Source organism: Oryzobacter terrae, from assembly GCF_042756445.1.
Lineage (GTDB): Bacteria > Actinomycetota > Actinomycetes > Actinomycetales > Dermatophilaceae > Oryzobacter > Oryzobacter terrae.
This window is the reverse complement of the sequence record NZ_CP170578.1, coordinates 1,170,195-1,190,669: the sequence shown is the minus strand read 5'-3', so window position 1 is coordinate 1,190,669 and position 20,475 is coordinate 1,170,195. Positions and strand designations below refer to the sequence as shown.

The window sequence follows — 20,475 nt, the reverse complement described above, 5'->3', positions numbered from 1 at the left end:
AACCGGGGGATGGCGAGCCTTTCCGGGGTGCAGCACGACGAAGCCCGACGGCCGCAGCGGAACCTTCCGGAGGTCCGGTCGTTGGAACGGGTGACAAGGACCGGTCCCCGGAGCGCCACGAGGCGCACCCCGGGGACCTCGTGTGCCCGGCCCCGCGGGGTCGTGGACCTCGGCCCGGCGCGACGGGCCACCCATGGAAGGATTGGCACGTGGCAGCCACGACACTCGACGGCAAGGCGATCCTCGGCGCGATCAAGGACGAGCTGCGCGCCCGCGTGGCCGCCCTGGCCGAACGCGGGGTCGTCCCCGGGCTCGGGACCGTCCTCGTCGGCGACGACCCCGGCAGCCAGTGGTACGTCGGCGCCAAGCACAAGGACTGCGCCGAGATCGGCATCCGGAGCATCCGGCGCGACCTGCCGGCCGGCACGAGCCAGGACGAGGTCCTGCGGGTGGTCCGCGACCTCAACGCCGACCCCGAGTGCACCGGCTTCATCGTCCAGCAGCCGACCGGGCTCGACGAGAACGCCATCCTCTCCGCCGTCGACCCCGCCAAGGACGTCGACGGCCTGCACCCCACGAACCTCGGCTGGCTCGTCCTCGGCGAGAAGGCCCCGCTGCCGTGCACCCCCGTCGGCTGCATCGAGCTGCTCCGGCGGTACGACGTCCCGATCGCCGGGGCGAAGGTCGTCATCGTGGGCCGCGGCATCACCGTCGGTCGCCCGCTGGGCCTCATCCTCACGCGTCGCTCCGAGAACGCCACGGTCACGTTGTGCCACACCGGTACCCGTGACCTCGTGGCCGAGGTGCGCCAGGCCGACATCGTCGTCGCGGCGGCCGGGGTACCCGGCATCGTCACCGCCGACATGGTCAAGGCCGGTGCGGCCGTCCTCGACGTCGGCGTCTCGCGGGTCGTCGAGGAGGCCAGCGGGAAGTCGGTCGTCGCCGGCGACGTGCACCCCGACGTGTGGGAGGTCGCCGGGTTCGTCAGCCCGAACCCCGGCGGGGTGGGGCCGATGACGCGCGCGATGCTCCTGTCGAACGTCGTCGAGGCGGCCGAGCGACAGGTCGCCGGGGCCGGTTCCTGATGGCGGGCGCGAGCGCCAGCCCGCTCATGACCCGCGTGTGGCGGATCGTGCCCCCGGTCGCCCTCGTCGCGCTGGCCGCGACGTGGGGACGCGACATCGGGATCGTGGTCGTCGGGCTCGTCGCCGCGCTGCTAGCCGCGGCCGTGCTCGCCGCCGTCCACCACGCCGAGGTCGTCGCCCACCGGGTGGGGGAGCCCTTCGGCTCGCTCGTCCTCGCCGTCTCGGTGACCGTCATCGAGGTCTCCCTCATCGTCACCCTCATGCTCGCCGGCGGCGACGAGGCCGCGACGCTGGCCCGTGACACCGTGTTCGCGGCCGTGATGATCACCGTCAACGGGATCATGGGGCTCTCGCTCCTCCTCGGGGCGCGGCGCTTCAACTTCGTCCACTTCAACGCCGAGGGCACGGGCGGCGCGCTCGCGACCGTGGCGGCCCTGGCCGGCCTGTGCCTCGTCCTGCCGACGTTCACGACGGGCGAGCCCGGGCCGGAGTTCACCGGGGGCCAGCTGGCCTTCGCGGCCCTCGCCTCGCTCTCGCTGTACGCCGCCTTCGTCGTGACGCAGACGGTGCGGCACCGCGACTTCTTCCTCCCCGTCACCGACCAGGGCAAGCCGCTGGCCGAGGACGAGCACGCCGACCCACCGACCGACCGCGAGGCCTGGGTGTCGCTCGGCCTGCTCCTCCTGTCGCTCGTCGCGGTCGTCGGGCTGGCCAAGATCGAGTCCCCGGCCATCGAGTCCGGGGTGCTCGCGGCCGGCCTGCCGCTGTCCTTCGTCGGCGTGATCATCGCGCTGCTCGTCCTCCTGCCCGAGACGATCGCCGCCGCGAACGCCGCGCGCCGCGAGCGGATCCAGACCTCGCTCAACCTCGCGATGGGGTCGGCGATGGCGAGCATCGGTCTGACGATCCCGACCCTGGCCGTCGCGTCGATCTGGATGCCGACGCCCCTCCACCTCGGGCTGGGCTCGACCCAGATCGTGCTCCTTGGCATCACGATGGTCGTCGCCGTCCTCACGGTGGTCCCCGGCCGGGCGACCCGCCTGCAGGGCACGGTCCACCTCACCCTCCTGGCGGCCTTCCTCTACTTCTCGATGGCCCCCTAGGCGCGCACCTCTCCCGCCTGATTCCAAGATCTTCGGTGGGGCATCAGGCGGGAGAGCGGGTCAGATGAGGCCGAGCTCCTTGACGGCGTCGCGCTCCTCGGCGAGCTCTGCCACCGAGGCGTCGATCCTCCCGCGCGAGAAGTCGTCGATCTCCAGGCCCTGGACGATCTCCCATCGGCCGTCGTTCACCGTGACGGGGAAGGAGGAGATGAGCCCCTCCTGGACCCCGTACGAGCCGTCGGAGCGCACGGCCATCGAGACCCAGTCGCCCTCGGCCGTGCCCTGCACCCAGGTGCGGGCGTGGTCGATGGTCGCCGACGCCGCCGAGGCCGCCGAGGACGCACCGCGCGCCTCGATGATCGCGGCGCCGCGCTTGGCGACCGTGGGGATGAACGTGTTCGCGAGCCAGTCCTGGTCGCCGACGGCCTCGGCGGCGTTGCGGCCACCGACCTCGGCGTGGAACAGGTCGGGGTACTGCGTGGCGGAGTGGTTGCCCCAGATCGTCATCTTCCGGATCTCGGTGACGGGCACGTCGAGCTTCGCCGCGAGCTGCGAGATCGCGCGGTTGTGGTCGAGGCGGGTGAGCGCGGAGAACCGCTCGGTCGGGATGTCGGGGGCGTTGCTCATCGCGATGAGCGCGTTGGTGTTGGCGGGGTTGCCGGTGACGGTGATCCTCACGTCGTCGGCCGCGACCTCGTTGAGCGCCTTGCCCTGCGGGGCGAAGATGCCGCCGTTGGCCTCGAGGAGGTCACCGCGCTCCATCCCGGGCCCGCGCGGGCGGGCGCCGACGAGGAGAGCGAGGTTGACGCCGTCGAAGACCGTCGTCGCGTCGTCGCCGATCTGCACCCCGGCCAGCGTCGGGAAGGCGCAGTCGTCGAGCTCCATGACGACGCCCTCGAGGGACTTCAGCGCCGGCGTGATCTCGAGCAGGCGGAGCTCGACCGGGGTGTCCGGGCCGAGGAGCGCACCGCTGGCGATCCGGAACAGGAGGCTGTAGCCGATCTGGCCGGCGGCGCCGGTGACGGCGACCTTGACGGGCGTCTGGCTCACGGGGGTACCCCTTCGTACGCGAGGAAATGTGTCGGTTCGACGCTATCAGCGCGCGGGCGTGGCGCCGCGGGCGGCCGTGTGGTGGGCTGACCGCCGTGACGACCCCGACGCCGGCCCTGCCGCAGGAGCCGGACCGCCGCCCCCTCGTCGCCGCCGCGGCCACGGCCGTGGTCTCGCTCGCGCTCGTCCTGGCGGCTGCGCGCTGGGGCTGGCTCGGCGCCGACGTCGGCCGGGGGAGCGGGTTCTGCGAGGCCGCCCGCCCGGGCTGGGTCCGCCAGCCCGCCAACACGTGGAGCAACCTCGGGTTCGTCGCCGCCGGCCTGGCCGTCGCCGCGTACGCCGCCGACCGCGCCCGCCTCGGCCTGACGATGGGCGCCCACCCGGGTCTCGCCTCGACCTACGCCGTCGTCGTCGTCCTCCTCGGACCCGGGTCGATGGCGATGCACGCCACCCAGACCCGGCTCGGCGGCGACCTCGACCTGCTGAGCATGTTCCTCGTGTCGGGCTTCGCCCTCGCCTACGCCGTGATGCGCCTGGCCCGGCGCGGCCCGGGCCTGTTCGCGGTCCTGTTCCCGGTGCTCGTCGTCATCGGGATGGTCGTGCTCCTCACGGGTGGGCGGGTGCCGCTCGTGCGCCACTCGGGCAACGCGGCCTTCGCCGTGATGATCGTGCTCGCGGTCCTCGTCGAGGTGGCCCTGTGGCGTCGCGAGGACGTTCGGCAGGACGCCGCCTTCGGGGTGGCCGCCGTCGCCACGCTGCTCGTCGCCTACACGGTCTGGCAGTTCGGCCGCCGGGGTCACCCGTGGTGCGACCCGGAGTCACTGCTCCAGTGGCACGGGCTCTGGCACGTGCTGTGCGCCGTCGGCGCGTACCTGCTCTTCCGGCACGACACCGCCGAACGGGTGGGGTCGCGGACCTGAGGTGACCCATCGGTCGATCTCGGGACGCGCGGGGTGGGTCAGCGGGCGACGTCGGGGTCGACGCCGTCGGCGACGCGGACGTCCTCCGGCTCGATCTCGCCGGAGATGTCGCGGTCGCGCCGGTCGACGCCGGTGATGAGGTGGAAGGTCGCACCGGCGATCGCGGCCCCGACGATCGGTGCGAGCCAGAACAGCCACAGCTGCCCGGGGGCACCGTCGCCGTTGAAGAACGCGACGCCGGTGGAGCGGGCGGGGTTGACCGACGTGTTCGAGATGGGGATGGAGATGAGGTGGATCAGGGTGAGCGAGAGGCCGATCGCGATGGGGGCGAAGCCCTGCGGCGCGCGCGAGTCGGTGGCGCCGAGGATGACGTAGAGGAAAACCGCGGTGAGCAGCGCCTCGGCGACGAACACCGAGACGAGCCCGAAGCCGCCGGGGGAGTGCTCGCCGAACCCGTTCGCGGCGAGGTTGCCGGTGGCGTCGAAGCCGTCGCGGCCGCGGGCGATGCCCCACACCGCGAGCCCGGCGAGGAGGCCGCCGACGACCTGGGCGCCGACGTAGGCCGGGACGTCCTTCCACTCGAAGCGGCGCGCGACGGCGACGCCGATGGTCACCGCCGGGTTGAAGTGCGCGCCCGAGATGTGCCCGACGGCGTAGGCCATCGTCATCACGGTGAGGCCGAACGCCAGGGCCACCCCGACGAAGCCGATGCCGAGCTGGACGCTCTGGCCGGCGACGACGTTGGGGGCGAGGTAGACGGCGGCGAACACGGCCGAGCCGCACCCGCCGAACACGAGCCAGAAGGTGCCGAGGAGCTCGGCGCCGAGTCGCTGCGCCATCGTGGGGGTGGTCATGGACGTGATTGTGCTCTGCCGAGGCCGTCACGTCACCCGGGCACGCCGGGCCGCGTCGTCGCGACCGCGACGCCACCGGGCGCGGTCAGCCGCGGTCAGCCGCGGTCAGGCGCCCCCGAGCGCCATCGAGCGCGATCGGACGCCGTCAGGCGCCGACGGCCGCATCGGGCACGGTCAGGGCAGGGGCAGTCGGTGCACCGCGTCGACGTCGTGGGCGCTGATCCACACGGCACTGCCGTCCGCGGCGACGCTCCCGCTCCCCGCCGCCGGGCCGTACCTCGCCACCACCGTGGCGGTCGCGGGGTCGATCTTGGCGACGAGCGCGTCGCTCGTGCGGGCCCAGACGAAGCCACCCCCGACGGCGAGGTCGCCTCCCTGCACGGGGCCGCTGTCGACGACGACCGTGGCGGTGACCCGGTTCGTCGCCGGGTCGACCCGCGAGACGGTCCCGTCGACGTTGTTCTGCACCCACACCGCACCCTCGCCGACGGCGAAGAAGCGTGCCCCCCTGCCCGTCGGGATGGTCGCCACGACGGCACCGGTCCCCACGTCGCGGCGGGTGAGCACCCCGTCCTGCGGGTTGGTCAGCCACAGCGCGCCCTCGCCCGCCCGGGCACCGACGACCCCGACCTCCACGGGGACGAGGTCGACGACCTCGTCGGTGGTGGGGTCGATCTTGACGAGGGTGCGCTCGGCGCCGAGGGCGACGACCCACACGAACCCCTCACCGCTCGCGACCGAGCCCTCCTCCATCACCTCGACGTCGGGGACCTCGATGCGGGCGGCGACCTTCCCCGTGGACGGGTCGAGGCGCAGGACCTGGGCGGGAGTCGAGCACACGGCGACCCAGAGCGACCCGAAGCCCTGGTCCATCGCCGTGCAGACCTGCCCACCGGTGGGGACCCGCACGGTCTCCGCGCCCGTGGTGGGGTCGAGCCGGACGGCCCGCTCGGAGCCGAGCGTGGTCCAGACGTTGCCGTCGACGACCTGGACCCAGTCGGCGTCCTTGACGTCGAGGGTCGTCCCGCCCGCCGCGGCCAGGTCCGTCACCGGAGGCAGGGGCGGCGGGGAGGGCGTCGCCGACGCGGCCGGGGCGGCGGGGACCGCGGCGGGCGACCGGCCCCCCGGGACCGGGGAGGGCCGTCCGTCGCCCACGATGCCGCAGGCCGCGACGAGGGCGAGGACGCACGCCGCCGGTGCCGCAGCGACCCGGCGGCGCCGAGCACGGGCGGTGCCGGCGACCATGGTCGCCATCGTCCTCCGTGCGGGGACCGGGTCGCCATGGCTCGTTCGAGCCACGGCGACCCGAGCCGTCAGCCCAGCGTGGCGAGGATCCGGTTGAAGGTCTCCGACGGGCGCATGACCGCCGCCGCCTTCTCGCTGTCGGGCCGGTAGTAGCCACCGATGTCGGCCGGGCTGCCCTGCACCGCGATGAGCTCGGCGTCGATGGCCTCGCTGTCGGCGACGAGCTGCTCGGAGACGGACGCGAAGGTCGCGGCGAGGTCGGCGTCCTCGGTCTGCTGCGCGAGCTCCTCGGCCCAGAAGCGCGCGAGCCAGAAGTGGCTGCCGCGGTTGTCGATCTGCCCGACGCGACGGGCCGGGCCCTTGTTCTCGTTGAGCAGGCGCTCGGTGGCGCGGTCGAGGGACTCGCCCAGGACCCCGGCGCGGGCGTTGCCGTTCGTCGCCTCGTGGCGGAAGGACTCGGCGAGGGCCAGGAACTCGCCGAGGCTGTCCCAGCGCAGGTAGTTCTCCTGGACGAGCTGCTGCACGTGCTTCGGCGCCGACCCACCGGCCCCGGTCTCGAAGAGCCCGCCACCGTTCATCAGCGGCACGACCGAGAGCATCTTGGCCGAGGTGCCGAGCTCGAGGATCGGGAAGAGGTCGGTGTTGTAGTCGCGCAGGACGTTGCCGGTGACCGAGATGGTGTCCTCGCCGCGGCGGATCCGCTCGACCGACAGGGTGGCCGCCTCGACGGGCGCCATGATCCGCAGGTCGAGGCCCTCGGTGTCGTGGTCGGCGAGGTAGGTCTCGACCTTGGCGATGAGGTTGCGGTCGTGGGCGCGGGTCTCGTCGAGCCAGAACACGGCCGGGGTGCCCGAGGCGCGGGCGCGCGTGACGGCGAGCTTGACCCAGTCGCGGATCGGGGCGTCCTTGGTCTGGCAGGCACGCCAGATGTCGCCGGTGGAGACGTCGTGCGACATCACGACCTCGCCGGCCGCGTCGACGACCTCGACCCGGCCGTCGGCCTCGATCTCGAACGTCTTGTCGTGGCTGCCGTACTCCTCGGCCTTCTGCGCCATGAGGCCGACGTTGGGCACCGAGCCCATCGTCGTGGGGTCGTAGGCGCCGTGCGCGCGGCAGTCGTCGATGACGGCCTGGTAGATGCCGGCGTACGAGCTGTCGGGGATGACGGCGAGGGTGTCGGCCTCCTCGCCGTCGGGGCCCCACATGTGTCCGGAGGTGCGGATCATCGCGGGCATCGAGGCGTCGACGATGACGTCGCTCGGGACGTGGAGGTTGGTGATCCCCTTGTCGGAGTTCACCATCGCGAGCTTGGGGCCGGCGGCGACCCCCGCGTCGATCGCGGCCCTGATCTCGTCGCCGTTCGGCAGGGCCGACAGGCCGTCGAGGATGGAGCCGAGCCCGTTGTTCGGCGACAGGCCGGCGGCGGCGAGGTCGTCGCCGTACCGCTCGAACACGGCCGGAAGACAAGCCTTCACCACGTGGCCGAAGACGATGGGGTCGCTGACCTTCATCATCGTGGCCTTGAGGTGCACCGAGAAGAGGACGTCGTCGGCCTTCGCCTTCGCGACCTGGTCGCGCAGGAAGGCGTCGAGGGCGGCGGCGCGCATGACGGTGGAGTCGACGACCTCGCCCTCGAGGACCGCGAGGCCCTCCTTGAGGACGGTCGTCGTGCCGTCGGTGGCCACGTGGCGGATGGTGAGGGTGTCGTCTCCGGCGAGGACCACCGACTGCTCGTTGGAGCGGAAGTCGTCGTGACCCATCGTCGCGACCGAGGTCTTGCTGTCGGAGGACCACGCGCCCATCGAGTGGGGGTGGCTGCGGGCGTAGTTCTTCACGGCGGCCGGGGCGCGGCGGTCGGAGTTGCCCTCGCGCAGGACGGGGTTGACCGCGCTGCCCTTGACCTTGTCGTAGCGGGCGCGGACGTCGCGCTCCTCGTCGGTCTTCGGGTCGTCGGGGTAGTCGGGGAGGGCGTACCCCTGCGACTGGAGCTCCTTGACGGCCGCCTTGAGCTGCGGCATCGAGGCCGAGACGTTCGGCAGCTTGATGATGTTCGCCTCGGGCGTCGTCGCCAGCTCGCCGAGCTCGGCGAGGTCGTCGCTGATCCGCTGCTCCTCGGTGAGGTGCTCCGGGAAGAGGGCGAGGATGCGGCCGGCGAGCGAGATGTCGCGCGTCTCGACGTCGACCCCGGCCGAGGAGGCGAACGCCTGCACCACGGGGAGGAAGGAGTACGTGGCCAGCATCGGGGCCTCGTCGGTGAGGGTGTAGATGATCGTTGCCATGGTCTGCGTCGACGCTCCTCGGTGGTCGCGGTTATCTTGACGTCAAGAGAAACCCTAGCGGAGGACGGCCTTCACGGGTAGGTGGGGCGGTCCGCGACAGCGGACCGCGACGACCGGCGACCGGTGCCGGCGCGGTGGCGGAGGCGCCTTCCTCCAGGCGTCCGACGGCCGCCCGTGGGGCGCCGATGGGGCGCCCGTGACGAGTGTGTCGTTCGACTATGCTGGGCCCGTTCGGGGCAGGGGACGACAGCGTCCGGGAGAGAGGGAGCGGGTCATGCAGTCGACCACGCCCTCGTGGCTGCCGGCCGACCCCGAGCTGCGCGTCATCGTCTCGTGCACGGCCCGCCTGCGCGGCGGTGGCCCGAGGCGGCTCCCCGACCGCCGCGACGCCCACGGGCCGCTGGCCGCCGTCCTCGTCGAGACGCGCGAGGAGGCCGAGCAGGTGCTGCGCGCCCTCGACGCCCCCGGCCGCGTCCTCGCCCTCGACGTCGAGCGCAAGCAGGACCTCGACCTCCTCGCCGTCGCCCGCGAGGTGCTGCAGCACGCGGTCGTCGTCCCGACGAAGCCGAACGACGCGACCGTGCGCTCGCTCGACGTCCTCCTCACCACCGTCCTCGGTCCCGACCTCGCCGGCCTGCGGGCCGCCGTCGTCGGGACGGGGAACATCGGCCTCAAGGCGGTCCTCCTCCTCGCCGAGCGCAACGCGAGGGTGCTCGTCCACGGCCGGGACCCGCTGGCCGTCCGACGCACCGTCGAGGCCGTCGCCGCCGTGGTCCCGGCACACCAGCCGGCGCACCCGGCGGTGCTCTCCGACGCCGACGCCGACCTCGACCTCCTCGTCACCGCGGTGAGCGCTGACGGCGTCGTCGACGAGGAGTGGCTCACCCGGCTGCGCCCCGGCGCGCTCGTCGTCGACGTCGGCATCGGCAACCTCTCGCCCGGGTTCATCGCCGGAGCCGCGTCGACGGGAGTCCGCGTCCTGCGCCTCGACACGAGGTTCGCCGAGGCCCAGGTCCTCTGGCCCGCACCGGGATTCGCCGAGCGAGGGCCGGCGCGCGCCGTCCTCGACGACGTCGACGTGGTCTCGGGCGGCTGGGTCGGCGAGCTCGGCGTCGTCGTCGTCGACGACGTGGCCCACCCCACCCAGGTGGTCGGCGTCGCCGACGGCCGTGGGGGCCTCGTCCCGGCGCCCGACCAGGACCTCGGCACCAGGGAGAGGGTCGAGCGTGTCCAGCGCGTCGTATCGGGCGGCTAAGCGGGCGATCGACCTCGCCGTGTCCGCGGTCGGGCTCGTCGTCGTGTCGCCCCTCGTCGCCGTCACCGCCGCTGCCATCCGGCTCGACGACGGCGGTCCCGTCTTCTTCCGCCAGCAGCGCGCCGGCATCGACGGCGTCCCGTTCCCGATGCTCAAGTTCCGCACGATGTCGGTGTCCGGGGAGTTCGCCGGTGAGGTCGACACGACGGGCTGGCTCGAGGGCGTGCCCGACGACTTCGTCTTCAAGACCGCCGCCACGGCCGAGGCACGGGTCACCCGGGTCGGCCGGCTGCTGCGGCGCACGAGCCTCGACGAGCTTCCCCAGCTCGTCAACGTCTTCCTCGGCGACATGAGCCTCGTCGGCCCGCGTCCCGAGATCCTGCCGATCGTGCGCCACTACAACGCCGACCAGGCCAGGCGCCTCCTCGTCAAGCCGGGCCTCACCGGCTGGGCGCAGGTCACGGGCCGTTCCTCGCACGACCACGGCCAGAAGATGGCGGCCGACCGCTGGTACGTCGAGAACGCCGGCCTGCGCCTCGACCTGCGGATCATCGCCCGCACCGTCCGCGTCGCGCTGCACGGCAAGGGCTCCTTCTGATGGGCGGAGGTCCCAGCCGCCGGACGGCCGGCCGCCGGACGGCCGGCCGTCGACCCGCCGGCGCTCGCCCCCTCGTCCTCTACGGGATGACGTCGGGCGTCTCGGCGCGCGGCTTCATCCGCGGGCAGGCACCCTTCCTCCGCGACCGGGGGTGGGACGTCGCCCTCCTGTGCAACGAGGAGGCCGACGTCGCCCGGTTCGCCGCCGAGGAGGGGATGCGGTTCCTCCCGGTGCCGCTCGAGCGCAACCCCTCCTGGCGCTCGGACCTGAGGGCGGTCCGCTCGCTCGTCGGGTGGCTGCGCGGGGTCCGGCCGTCGGTGGCCGTGTGGGGGACCCCCAAGGCGAGCCTGTTCGGCGTCGCCGCCTGCCGCGTCCTGGGGGTGCCCACCGTCTACCAGGTGCACGGGCTGCGCCTCGAGGGGGCGTCCGGGGTGAGGAGGCGCGTCCTCGCCGCCCTCGAGTCCCTGACCTGCCGGCTGGCCACGGTCGTCGTCCCGGTCGGCCACGAGCTGCGCGAGAGCGTGGCCGCCCTGTCGATCGTCCCCGCGAACCGGGTCCGCCTGCTGGCCGACGGGTCGTGCAACGGCGTCGCCCCGAGCACGGGGTCGCCGCGCTACCGGGAGGCCCTCGGCATCGCGCCGTCGGCGACCGTCGTGACCTTCGCCGGCCGGATCACGCGCGACAAGGGCCTGCGGGAGCTCGCCACCGCGTGGGAGCGGATCACCGGCACGCACCCCGACGCCCACCTCGTCGTCGCCGGCCGCGTCGACGGCCCCGACCCCGCCGGGCCCGAGCTCGCCGCGCGGCTCGGGAGCCTGCCCCACGTCCACCTCGTCGGTCATGTCGACGACCTCGAGAACCTCTGGGCCGACACCGACGTGTGCGTCCTGCCCAGCTACCGCGAAGGGCTCCCGCTCGTCGTCATCGAGGCCGCGACGGCGGGCGTCCCCGCCGTCGTCACCGACTGCACGGGCGGCCGTGAGGTCGTCGAGCCCGGACGCACCGGCCTCGTCGTCCCGCGGCGCGACGCCGAGGCCCTCGGGCGGGCTTTGGCGGTGCTCCTCGACGACGTCGGCCTGCGCCACGAGATGGGCGAGCGGGCCCGTGTGCGCGCCCTCGCCCGGTACGACCGCGACCGGTTGTGGGGCGAGCTGGACGCGCTGTTGCGCGAGGTGGCGCGCCCGTGAACGCCCGCGTCGCACCCCGGCCCGCGGGCGAGCGGGCCGGTGAGGCCGCCCGCTCGGTCGGACACCTCCTCGCCTCGCCGCAGGTGGGGACGTGGAGCCTCGTCGCCGGGGTCACCCTGCTCGTCGCGGGATGGTCCACGACGCAGCCGACACCCGCGATGGTGGGCTGCTTCTTCGTCTTCTTCGCCGCGGTGCGCCGGCTCGCCTCGCGGCCGCGGGTCTCGGCGCTCGGGCTGACCTTCCTCGCGGCCTTCTTCGTCTTCCTCCTCGCGCGCCCGGTGCTGTCGTGGGTCGGCTACCCACCGAACCGCATCGACCAGTTCGCGATGCCGTTCAACCGGCCCGACGTCAACACCCACATCTTCGTCTGCCTCGGCCTCTCGCTGCTCGGGCTGCACCTCGGGTGGTGGCTGCTGCCGTACGCCCGTGGCCTGGGGCACCGGTCGACACCACGGGCGTACCGGAGCGACTCCCTCCTCCCGAGCATCCGCGTCGTGGCGGTCCTCATGCTCGTCGTCTGCCTCGTCGCCCAGGCGGCCCTCGACGTCGAGGCCGCGATCTACGTGCGTGACACCTCGTACTTCGACCTCTACACGACCTACCAGACCTCCCTCCCCGCGCCGGTCCGCGTCGCGGCCGGGGCCACGACCGTCGCCTTCCTCGCCTACCTCGCGACCAACCCGCGCCCGCGCGGGGTGGCCTGGGCGAGCGGGGCCTACCTCGGGGTCAGCGCGCTCTCGCTCCTCTCCGGGCAGCGCACGACCGTCGTGCTCTCCCTGGGGGTCGTCCTCGTCTACCTCGCGTACCGCTCGGCCACCGACCATTCCGGCCACCGGTGGGTCAGCAAGCGGCTCGCCTACGGCGCGCTCGTCGCGGTCCCCGTCGCCTTCCTCCTTCTCGGCCTCGTCGGGCGGGCCCGCACCCTCCCCGCGCGGCGGGCGGACGGGCTCCTCGGGCCGCTGTGGGAGACCCTCTACGCGCAGAGCGTCAGCCTGGAGGTCGTCGGGTACGGCTTCGTCTACCGCGCGCAGGTCCCCGACGGCCACGTCTACTCGCTCGGCCACCTCCTCGACCTCCTGCTGCGCCGGGCCCCCGGCGTCGTCGGCCTCGGCGACGGGGCCCTCACCGGCCAGACGGTCGAGCGTGCCGAGACGAGCGGCCTGTTCGCCCAGCTCCTGTCCTACCGGGTGCTCGGGGGTGAGTACCTCAAGGGCCGCGGCCTCGGGTCGTCGTACGTCGCCGAGCTCTGGGCCGACGGCTCCTACCTCGGGGTGTTCCTCGGCAGCGTCGTCCTCGGGCTCGTCATCTGGTTCCTCACCATGGGGCTGCACCGCTCCTGGGAGGCCCGGCTCGCGTGCCTCCTGCTCTCGCGCGAGGTGGTCCTCGCGCCGCGCAGCGGCTTCAGCCAGTTCGTCGTCGAGGCGTTCACCGCCTCGACCTTCGTCGGCGTCGTGCTCCTCCTCGGCGGTGCACTGGCCGTCCGCGGCTGGGTCCAACGCGGTGGCCGGGGAGGGACCGACGGCGAACCCGAGCCCGCAGCCGGAGGAGGGCCCGGAGACGGCCCGCCGGTGGTGGCCGCGTGACCCAGGTCGAGCCACCGCGCTCCCTGCGCGTCCCCATCGCCTGGACGGTCGCCGGCAACGTCGTCTACACCCTCGCCCAGTGGGCCGCCGTGGCCGTCATCGCCAAGACGCTGGGCACCGAGGACGTCGGCGTCTTCGCACTGGCGGCCTCGGTGACGGCGCCGATCCTCGTCCTCGTCCAGATGCAGCTGCGCATCGTCCTCGCCACCGACGTCCGACGCACCCGCCCGTTCGCCGACTACGTCGTCGTGCGGGTGTGGGGAGCGGTCGCGCTCGTCGTCCTCTCGCTCGGGTACGCGGTCGTGACGGGGAGAGCGCGCGAGACGGTCGTCGCGATCGGGCTCTTCGCCGTCGCCAAGGCCCTCGACGCCGTCTCCGACGTGCTGTTCGGCTACCACCAGCGGCTCGAGCGGATGGACGTCATCGCGACGAGCCAGGTGGTCAACGGGGTCCTGTCGGTCGTGCTGCTCACCGCGGGGGTGCTGGCCTCGGGTGAGCTGCTCGTCGGCATGCTCGGCTTCGCCGCCGGGTCCCTGCTCAACCTCGTCGGCTACGTCCTCCCGGTCACGCTGCGGGCCGTGCGAGCCGAGACCGCCCCCAGCCCCCGGAACCCGCCGAGCCCGGGCCGTCTGTCCCTGGTGCGCACCGCGCTCCCGCTCGCGACCGTGCTCGTCCTCAGCGCGCTCGCGACCACGGTGCCGCGCCTCGTCGTCGAGGCCGACCTCGGCGCCTACTCGCTCGGGATCTTCGCGGGCGTCTCGTACGTCGTCCTCGCCGCCGGGAACGTCGTGAACTCGGTCGGCAACGCGATCGCACCGAGGCTGGCCCGCCACCACGCCGACGGCGACGTCGCGGGCTTCCTCCGGATCCTGCGCTTCGGCGTGCTCTTCGGGGTCGGCCTCGGTCTCGTGGGCGCCCTCTTGTCGTGGCTCGTCGGGGGGCCGGTCCTGTCGCTGCTCTACACCGACGACTACGCCGGCGCCGCAGGCCTTCTCGCCGCCCTGTGCCTGGCCTCGGCGATCTCGTTCGCGGCGAGCTTCCTCCTCGGTGCCGCGACCGCCGCCCAGCGCTTCCGCGCGCAGCTGCCGACCGCGGCCGCCTCGACGGTGGCGGCGGTCGTCGTCTCCCTCGTGGCGATCCCCGCGTACGGCCTGTGGGGCGCGGTCCTGGCGACCGCGGCCACCGCGGTCGTGCAGCTCGTCGGGTTCGCCGTCGTCGTCCGTCGGATCACGCAGGAGGCCTCATGAGCACCCGACCCCCGTCCGTCCTGCTCGTCGTCGGGGCGATGAACCGTGGTGGCATCGAGTCGTGGCTGATGAACGTCGCCCGTGCCGTCCCTCCCGAGGAGGTGCGGCTGACCTTCCTCGTCCACTCCGACCGGCCGTCGGACTTCGACGACGAGATCCGTGCCCTGGGCCACCACCTCGCCGTCTGCCGCCTGGGACGCGACCCGGTCGGGTACGCCGTCCGCCTCGCCCGGCTGATGCGGTCCGAGGGGCCGTTCGACGCCGTCCACGCCTTCGTCAGCACGTTCTCGGCCCTGCCCCTCACCGTGGCGCGTCTCGTGGGTGTCCCCGTGCGGATCGCCCACAGCCAGACCGACCGTCGCGCCGTCCTGGCGACCGCCGGACCGGCTCGACGGGCCTACAGCGCCCTCGCCTCGTGGGGCCTGCGCCGCAGCATGACGCTCGGGATGGCGTGCACCGTCGGCGCCTCGGAGTTCCTGTTCCGGCGGGACCCGCAGGACGACCCCCGCATCCGCGTCGTGCCCAACGCCATCGACCCCCGGCCCTTCGCCGACGCCGTCGGGACGCTGCGAGCGGACCTCATGCTTCCCGACGACGCCCTCGTCGTCGGACACGTCGCCCGTTTCGTCCCGGTGAAGAACCAGGGGTTCCTCGTCGAGGTCGCCCGCCGCTGGGCCGCGCAGGGCGACCCGGTGCACCTCGTCCTCGTCGGTGAGGGACCCGACCGCCCCGCTGTCGAGGCGACCGTGGCCGCCGCCGGGCTCACCGGCCGGGTGCACCTCACCGGCCTGCGCACCGACATCCCGGGTGTCATGGCCGACCTCGACGTCCTCGTCCTCCCGTCCCTGTGGGAGGGAGCCCCGATCACCCTCGTCGAGGCGCAGGCGAGCGGGGTCCCCTGCGTCGTGTCGGCCGAGGTCACGGGTGCGACCGACGTCGTCCCCGGGCTCGTGACGTCGATGCCGACGGGTGCCGGTGCCGATGCGTGGGCCGCCGAGGTGCTCGCCGCCGCCCGCCGGCCCGGGCCCAGCCGCGCCGACGCCCAGGCCGTCCTCGTCGACTCTGCGTGGAACCTCGACGTCGTCGTGCCGGTGCTGAGGGCCGCGTGGTCGGGCGAGGACGCGAGCGGAGGTCGTCGTGGCTGAGGACCCCGCGCCTGAGGTCGTCGCGGCTGAGCACCCCGCTCCCGAGGTCACGGTGGCCGTGTCGTTCAAGGACAACGGCGACACGATCCTGGACTGCGTCCGCTCGGTGTTCGCCCAGACGCACACCGACTGGAGGCTGCTGCTCGTCGACGACGGCTCGACGGACGGTGGGGGCGACCTCGTCGAGGCGATCGACGACCCCCGCGTCACCGTGGTGCGCCACGCGACCAACCTCGGGACCCCGGTGCGGCTGAACGAGATCACCGACCTCGTCGACACCCCGTACCTCGCGAGGATGGACGGCGACGACCTCATGCACCCCGAGCGCCTCGAGCGCTCGCTCGCCGTGCTGCGCGCCGACCCGGGCGTCGACGTCGTCGGCGGGCACGCGGTCTCCATCGACGCCCGCAGCCGGCCCACCGGGATGCGCCCCTCCCTCGACACCGCCGACCCCTCGGCCCACCTGCGGTACGCGCCGCTCGTCCACGCCACCGTCACCGCGCGCACCGGGTGGTTCGCCGAGCACCGCTACGACCCGCGCTACCGCCGCTGCCAGGACCAGGAGCTCTGGGTACGCACCCTCGGCCGGCGCCGCACCGTCGTCCTCGACGCCGTGCTGCTCTACCTCCGCGAGGCGGGGACGGTGCCCGCGGAGAAGTACGCCCGCAGCATGGCCGGGACCCGCGCGGTCGTCCGGCAGCACGGACCGGGCCTCGTGGGGCGGCTCACGTCGGCGCGGATGGTCGCGACGACCCATGCCAAGGCGCTCGTCTACCGGGTGGCCGAGCGGGTCGGTGCGGTCGACCGCGTCGTGGCCCGCCGGGCCGGTGACCTGCCGGCGGCCGAGGCCGCCGCGCACGCTCAGGTCGTCGAGCGGCTCAGGTCGGTGGCACTGCCAGGCATCGACGGCTGAACCTCGCGGCTGACCGCGGCCAGCCCGACGAGGACGCTGTGCACCTCGGTGGCGATGGGGTGCAGGTCGCTGACGACGCGGGCGCCGATCGGCGGGACGTCGGTGGCCATGACGAGCGGGTGGTCGGTGCTCCGGTGCTCGTCGTGGAGGCTGAAGAGCTCCTCCGAGAGCTTCTCGCCCGGGCGCAGTCCGGTGAAGCGGATCTCGATCCCGGGACGGTCGGCCATCGCGATGAGGGTCTCGGCGAGCTCGAGGATCTTGACCTGCTCGCCCATGTCGAGGACGAGGACCTCGCCGGAGGAGCCGATGGCGGCGGCCTGCATCACGAGCTGGCACGCCTCGGGGATGAGCATGAAGTAGCGCTCGACGTCGGGGTCGGTGATCGTCACCGGGCCGCCCTGCTGGATCTGCGCGGTGAAGGCGGGGACCACCGAGCCGCGGGAGCCCAGGACGTTGCCGAAGCGCACGCTGATGTAGCGGCCGCGGCCGGACTGCGCGAACCCGGCGGTGAGCCGCTCGGCGAGCCGCTTGCTGTAGCCGAGGACCGAGGTCGGGTCGGCCGCCTTGTCGGTGGAGATGTTGACGAAGGTCTCGACGCCGAACTCCGCACTCGCGGTGAGGACGTTGAGCGTGCCGAGGACGTTGCTCTGCCAGGCCTCGCTGGGGAAGCGCTCGAGGAGGGGGAGGTGCTTGAGCGCGGCCGCGTGGAAGACGACCTCGGGCTCGTGCTCGGCGAAGCGCGCCCGCAGCGTCGGCAGGTCGCGGATGTCGGCGAGGACGATGTTGTCGTTCTGGAGCAGTCCCTCGCCGTCGAGGTCGAGCTGCACCGCGTGCAGGGCCGACTCGTCGCGGTCGAGGAGGACGAGGCGGGCCGGGTTGTACCGCGAGATCTGGCGGCACAGCTCGGCGCCGATCGACCCGCCGGCCCCCGTGACGAGGACGACGCGGCCGGTGAGCTGGCGGGCGATGGCGGACTCGTCGAGGTGGACGGGGTGGCGGCCGAGGAGGTCGGCGAGGTTGATGTCGCGGATGTCGCGGGCCGTGAGGCCGCGCCCGATGACCTGGCTCATGGGCGGGACGACGAGCGGATGCACCCCGGCCTTCTCCGCGGCGGTGCGCAGCTCGCGGACGGTCTGGGCCGTGGCGCTCGGGATGGCGATGACGAGCTGGGTGGCGCCGGTGGACCGGGCGACCTGCTCGATGTCGGCGCGCGTGCCCCGGACCTTCAGCCCCTCGAGGCGGTGCCGGCGCTTGGACCGGTCGTCGTCGAGGAGGGCGACCGGGTGGTAGGGCGACTTGTCGTCGTGGAGCAGGCTGCGCACGAGGAGCCGGGCCGCGGAGCCCGCACCGAAGACGATGACGGGAACCGAGTTCTCGCGCCGGGTCGCGCGCCGCTGGTGGTGGGTGCGGAACAGCAGGCGGGTCGCCATCTGGACCGAGTACGCCGCGAGGCCCGCGATCGGGGGCACCGTGCCGGGCAGGAGGACGTCGAGCTCGGGGCGGGTCATCTCGAGGGAGACCGTGACGGCGAAGAGGAGCAGGGTGACGATGCCGGTCGTGACCGCGAGGTCGCGGACCTCGTCGAAGGAGCCCCGCTGGACGCCGCGTCGGTACGGACCGACGACGAGGCCGATGAGGAAGTGGGCCGCGGCCGCCGCCCCCGCGGCGATGAAGGTGTTCGCGACGAAGGTCGCGTCGAGGTCGTACTGGAAGCGCAGGAAGGTCGCGGCGACGACCGCGACGGCCCAGATGACGCCGTCGACGACACCCCACGCCAACCGGGCGGTGGAGCTCCGCACGCGTTCGGACGCGCCCTTCATCGACAGTCCCTCTCTGAGCCGGACGCGGGACGAGCCCCTGCCCCGTCGCAGGCCCCTCGGCGGAACCTGCACTCCGATGATAGACGCCCGGCACGGGGGGCAGCGCCCTCGGCAGGGGCCCACGGGTTGCGAGTTCTCGCAGTTCGGACCCCTCGGCGCGGGCCCCCACCCCCGCGGCGGGACGCCCGGGGCCGCTTGCGACGATGGCGCGGTGCTCCTCGTCTCCGCGAACGTCAACGGCATCCGGGCCGCCGCCCGCCGCGGTGGCATCGACTGGCTGGCGGCCACGGCGGCCGACGTCGTGACCCTCCAGGAGGTCCGGGCCGACGGCGACCAGCTCCGCGCGGAGCTGCGGGGCAGCCTGTTCGAGGACTGGCACGTCGCCCACGCCCCGAGCGTCGACAAGGGCCGCGCGGGGGTCGCGGTGCTGTCGCGGGTCGAGCCGGTGGCGGTGCGCGACGTCCTCACCGACGAGTTCGAGGGCACCGGGCGGTGGGTCGAGGCCGACCTCCCGCTCGCGGGCCGGGTCGTGACCGTCGCCTCGGCGTACGTCCACACGGGGGAGGCGCGCACCCCGCGCCAGGAGGAGAAGCAGCGCTTCCTCACGGCGACGGGGCACCGCCTCGGGGAGTGGGCGGCCGACGGGCGCCTCGCCGTCCTCACGGGTGACCTCAACATCGCGCACACGATCGACGACCTGAAGAACTGGAAGGGCAACCGCGGCAGGTCCGGGTTCCTGCCGGAGGAGCAGGCGCACCTCGACGGGTGGGTCGACACCCACGGCTTCGTCGACGTCCACCGCGTCCTGCACGGCGCGGGCCCGGGGCCGTACACGTGGTGGTCGTGGCGGGGGAAGGCCTTCGACAACGACTCCGGGTGGCGCATCGACTACCAGATCGCGTCGGCGCCGCTGGCCCGCACCGCGGTCCGGGCCGAGGTCGGCCGGGCCGCGTCGTACGCCGAGCGGTGGAGCGACCACGCGCCCGTCTCGGTGGAGTACGCGCTCTAGGAGTCGCGGGCCGCCGCTCGGCCAGGGGTGACGGCGAAGGACCGCGGGGCCGTCCAGCCGCGCTCGGTGAAGGCGTCGGCGACCGCTCGCTCCGCCGCGGCGACCGCGGCCTCCGGGACGAGGGCGATGCTCGAGCCGCCGAACCCGCCACCGGTCATCCGTGCCCCGAGGGCGCCAGCGGCACGGGCGGCCTCGACCGAGACGTCGAGCTCGGGGCAGCTGACCTCGTAGTCGTCGCGCAACGAGGTGTGCGAGGCGTCGAACAGCCGCCCGACGGCGGCCAGGTCGCCGGCCTCGAGGGCCTCGACCGTGGCCCGGACGCGGGCGATCTCGGTGACGACGTGGCGCACCCGGCGCACCTGCTCGTCGTCGGCGAGGTGGGCCAGCGCCTCGTCGAGGTGGTGCGGGTCGACGTCGCGCAGCGAGGCCACGCCGAGCGCGAGGGCCGCGGCCTCCGAGACGCGCCGGCGCGACTCGTACTGCCCGTCGTTGAGGGAGTGGGACGCCCGGGTGTCGGTGACGAGGAGGACGTGGCCGTCGCCGTGGGCGCCGAGGTCGAACGGGACGTGCGAGGTCTCCCCGGAGCGGCAGTCGAGGAGGAGGGCGTGGCCCTCGCGGCAGAGCAGCGCGGCCGACTGGTCCATCCCGCCGGTGAGCGCGCCCGCGACCTCGTTCTCGGCGCGCACGCAGGCGGCGGCCAGGCGGGCCCGGCCCGCGTCGTCCTCGAGGAGGCCGAGGTCGAACAGGTCGCTCGCGGCGGCGCCGACCGCGCACTCGAGGGCGGCCGAGGACGACAGGCCGGCCCCGACGGGGACGTCGCTGTCGACGGTGACGTCGAGCCCGCGCACGGCGTGCCCCTCGTCGCGCAGGGCCCACAGGACGCCGGCGACGTACGAGACCCAGCCGGCCGGCGAGCCGGGCCCGACGGACCCGAGGTCGACCTCGACGGTCTCGCCGGCCTGCACCGAGTGCACCCGCAGGACGTCGTCGTCGCGGGCCGAGACCGCCGCCGTCGTCCGGTGCGGCAGCGCGATGGGCAGGACGAGCCCGCCGTGGTAGTCGGTGTGCTCGCCGATGAGGTTGACCCGCCCCGGCGCCGACCACACCCCGGTCGGCGGGGCGTCGGCCATGGCGAGGTGGGCGTCGGCGGCACTCGTCATACCGGTGAGTCTAGGGAGAGCG

At 73.8% G+C, this 20,475-nt stretch carries 17 protein-coding genes; 11 read left to right on the top strand and 6 right to left on the bottom strand.

Translation table 11 applies throughout. The annotated features are described in order from the left end of the window. Positions 1-209 precede the first annotated feature (209 nt). Positions 210-1,085, top strand: a complete 876-nt coding sequence (locus ACFWN3_RS05530) for a bifunctional methylenetetrahydrofolate dehydrogenase/methenyltetrahydrofolate cyclohydrolase (protein ID WP_377644215.1) — start codon at positions 210-212, stop codon at positions 1,083-1,085. Continuing rightward, positions 1,085-2,188 (top strand): calcium:proton antiporter, encoded by a 1,104-nt coding sequence (locus ACFWN3_RS05525; RefSeq protein ID WP_377644213.1) that lies wholly within the window; start codon positions 1,085-1,087, stop codon positions 2,186-2,188. The genes ACFWN3_RS05530 and ACFWN3_RS05525 overlap by 1 nt, the downstream gene beginning before the upstream one ends. Before the next feature lie 60 nt (positions 2,189-2,248). Here the strand turns inward: ACFWN3_RS05525 and ACFWN3_RS05520 are convergent, their stop codons facing one another. After that, entirely contained in the window at positions 2,249-3,238 is a 990-nt protein-coding gene (locus ACFWN3_RS05520) for a malate dehydrogenase (RefSeq protein WP_377644211.1), read from the bottom strand. Positions 3,239-3,333: 95 nt separating this feature from the next. Here ACFWN3_RS05520 and ACFWN3_RS05515 point away from each other — a divergent pair, with 95 nt between their 5' ends. Further along, positions 3,334-4,158: a ceramidase domain-containing protein gene (locus tag ACFWN3_RS05515; RefSeq protein ID WP_377644209.1), complete on the top strand. Its 825-nt coding sequence runs from the start codon at positions 3,334-3,336 to the stop codon at positions 4,156-4,158. Between the two features lie 38 nt (positions 4,159-4,196). On the opposite strand, the gene aqpZ is transcribed toward ACFWN3_RS05515, so the two are convergent. The 3 genes from aqpZ to ACFWN3_RS05500 all read right to left on the bottom strand — a co-directional run bounded on the left by aqpZ (position 4,197) and on the right by ACFWN3_RS05500 (position 8,536). Next, positions 4,197-5,012, bottom strand: coding sequence for an aquaporin Z (aqpZ, locus tag ACFWN3_RS05510; RefSeq protein WP_377644207.1), 816 nt, complete (start codon positions 5,010-5,012; stop codon positions 4,197-4,199). A 174-nt stretch (positions 5,013-5,186) separates the two neighbouring features. Further along, positions 5,187-6,257 carry a hypothetical protein gene (locus ACFWN3_RS05505; RefSeq protein WP_377644205.1) on the bottom strand — a complete coding sequence of 357 codons (1,071 nt, stop codon included), beginning with the start codon at positions 6,255-6,257 and terminating at the stop codon, positions 5,187-5,189. Between the two features lie 68 nt (positions 6,258-6,325). Further along, positions 6,326-8,536, bottom strand: coding sequence for an NADP-dependent isocitrate dehydrogenase (locus ACFWN3_RS05500; RefSeq protein WP_377644203.1), 2,211 nt, complete (start codon positions 8,534-8,536; stop codon positions 6,326-6,328). Positions 8,537-8,810: 274 nt separating this feature from the next. On the opposite strand from ACFWN3_RS05500, the gene ACFWN3_RS05495 reads away from it, so the two are divergent. The 7 genes from ACFWN3_RS05495 to ACFWN3_RS05465 are packed head-to-tail and all read left to right on the top strand — an operon-like array spanning position 8,811 to position 16,464. Beyond that, complete coding sequence (locus tag ACFWN3_RS05495) at positions 8,811-9,791, top strand: hypothetical protein (RefSeq protein ID WP_377644201.1); 981 nt, start codon at positions 8,811-8,813, stop codon at positions 9,789-9,791. Beyond that, complete coding sequence (locus tag ACFWN3_RS05490) at positions 9,763-10,389, top strand: sugar transferase (RefSeq protein WP_377644199.1); 627 nt, start codon at positions 9,763-9,765, stop codon at positions 10,387-10,389. Before ACFWN3_RS05495 ends, ACFWN3_RS05490 begins: the two co-directional genes overlap by 29 nt. Further along, positions 10,389-11,576, top strand: a complete 1,188-nt coding sequence (locus ACFWN3_RS05485) for a glycosyltransferase family 4 protein (RefSeq protein ID WP_377644197.1) — start codon at positions 10,389-10,391, stop codon at positions 11,574-11,576. Before ACFWN3_RS05490 ends, ACFWN3_RS05485 begins: the two co-directional genes overlap by 1 nt. Next, positions 11,573-13,159: an O-antigen polysaccharide polymerase Wzy family protein gene (locus tag ACFWN3_RS05480; RefSeq protein WP_377644195.1), complete on the top strand. Its 1,587-nt coding sequence runs from the start codon at positions 11,573-11,575 to the stop codon at positions 13,157-13,159. The genes ACFWN3_RS05485 and ACFWN3_RS05480 overlap by 4 nt, the downstream gene beginning before the upstream one ends. Next, complete coding sequence (locus ACFWN3_RS05475; protein ID WP_377644193.1) at positions 13,156-14,406, top strand: lipopolysaccharide biosynthesis protein; 1,251 nt, start codon at positions 13,156-13,158, stop codon at positions 14,404-14,406. Before ACFWN3_RS05480 ends, ACFWN3_RS05475 begins: the two co-directional genes overlap by 4 nt. Then, positions 14,403-15,551, top strand: a complete 1,149-nt coding sequence (locus tag ACFWN3_RS05470) for a glycosyltransferase (protein WP_377644192.1) — start codon at positions 14,403-14,405, stop codon at positions 15,549-15,551. The genes ACFWN3_RS05475 and ACFWN3_RS05470 overlap by 4 nt, the downstream gene beginning before the upstream one ends. Continuing rightward, complete coding sequence (locus ACFWN3_RS05465) at positions 15,544-16,464, top strand: glycosyltransferase family A protein (RefSeq protein ID WP_377644190.1); 921 nt, start codon at positions 15,544-15,546, stop codon at positions 16,462-16,464. Before ACFWN3_RS05470 ends, ACFWN3_RS05465 begins: the two co-directional genes overlap by 8 nt. Here the strand turns inward: ACFWN3_RS05465 and ACFWN3_RS05460 are convergent. Then, positions 16,413-18,284: a polysaccharide biosynthesis protein gene (locus ACFWN3_RS05460; protein WP_377644188.1), complete on the bottom strand. Its 1,872-nt coding sequence runs from the start codon at positions 18,282-18,284 to the stop codon at positions 16,413-16,415. The two genes, ACFWN3_RS05465 and ACFWN3_RS05460, sit on opposite strands and share 52 nt — an antisense overlap. Positions 18,285-18,495: 211 nt before the next feature. Between ACFWN3_RS05460 and ACFWN3_RS05455 the strand changes: the two genes are divergently transcribed. Beyond that, positions 18,496-19,293, top strand: a complete 798-nt coding sequence (locus ACFWN3_RS05455) for an exodeoxyribonuclease III (RefSeq protein WP_377644186.1) — start codon at positions 18,496-18,498, stop codon at positions 19,291-19,293. Here ACFWN3_RS05455 and galK read toward each other — a convergent pair. Next, positions 19,290-20,453, bottom strand: coding sequence for a galactokinase (galK, locus tag ACFWN3_RS05450; protein WP_377644184.1), 1,164 nt, complete (start codon positions 20,451-20,453; stop codon positions 19,290-19,292). The two genes, ACFWN3_RS05455 and galK, sit on opposite strands and share 4 nt — an antisense overlap. Positions 20,454-20,475: the final 22 nt, after the last annotated feature.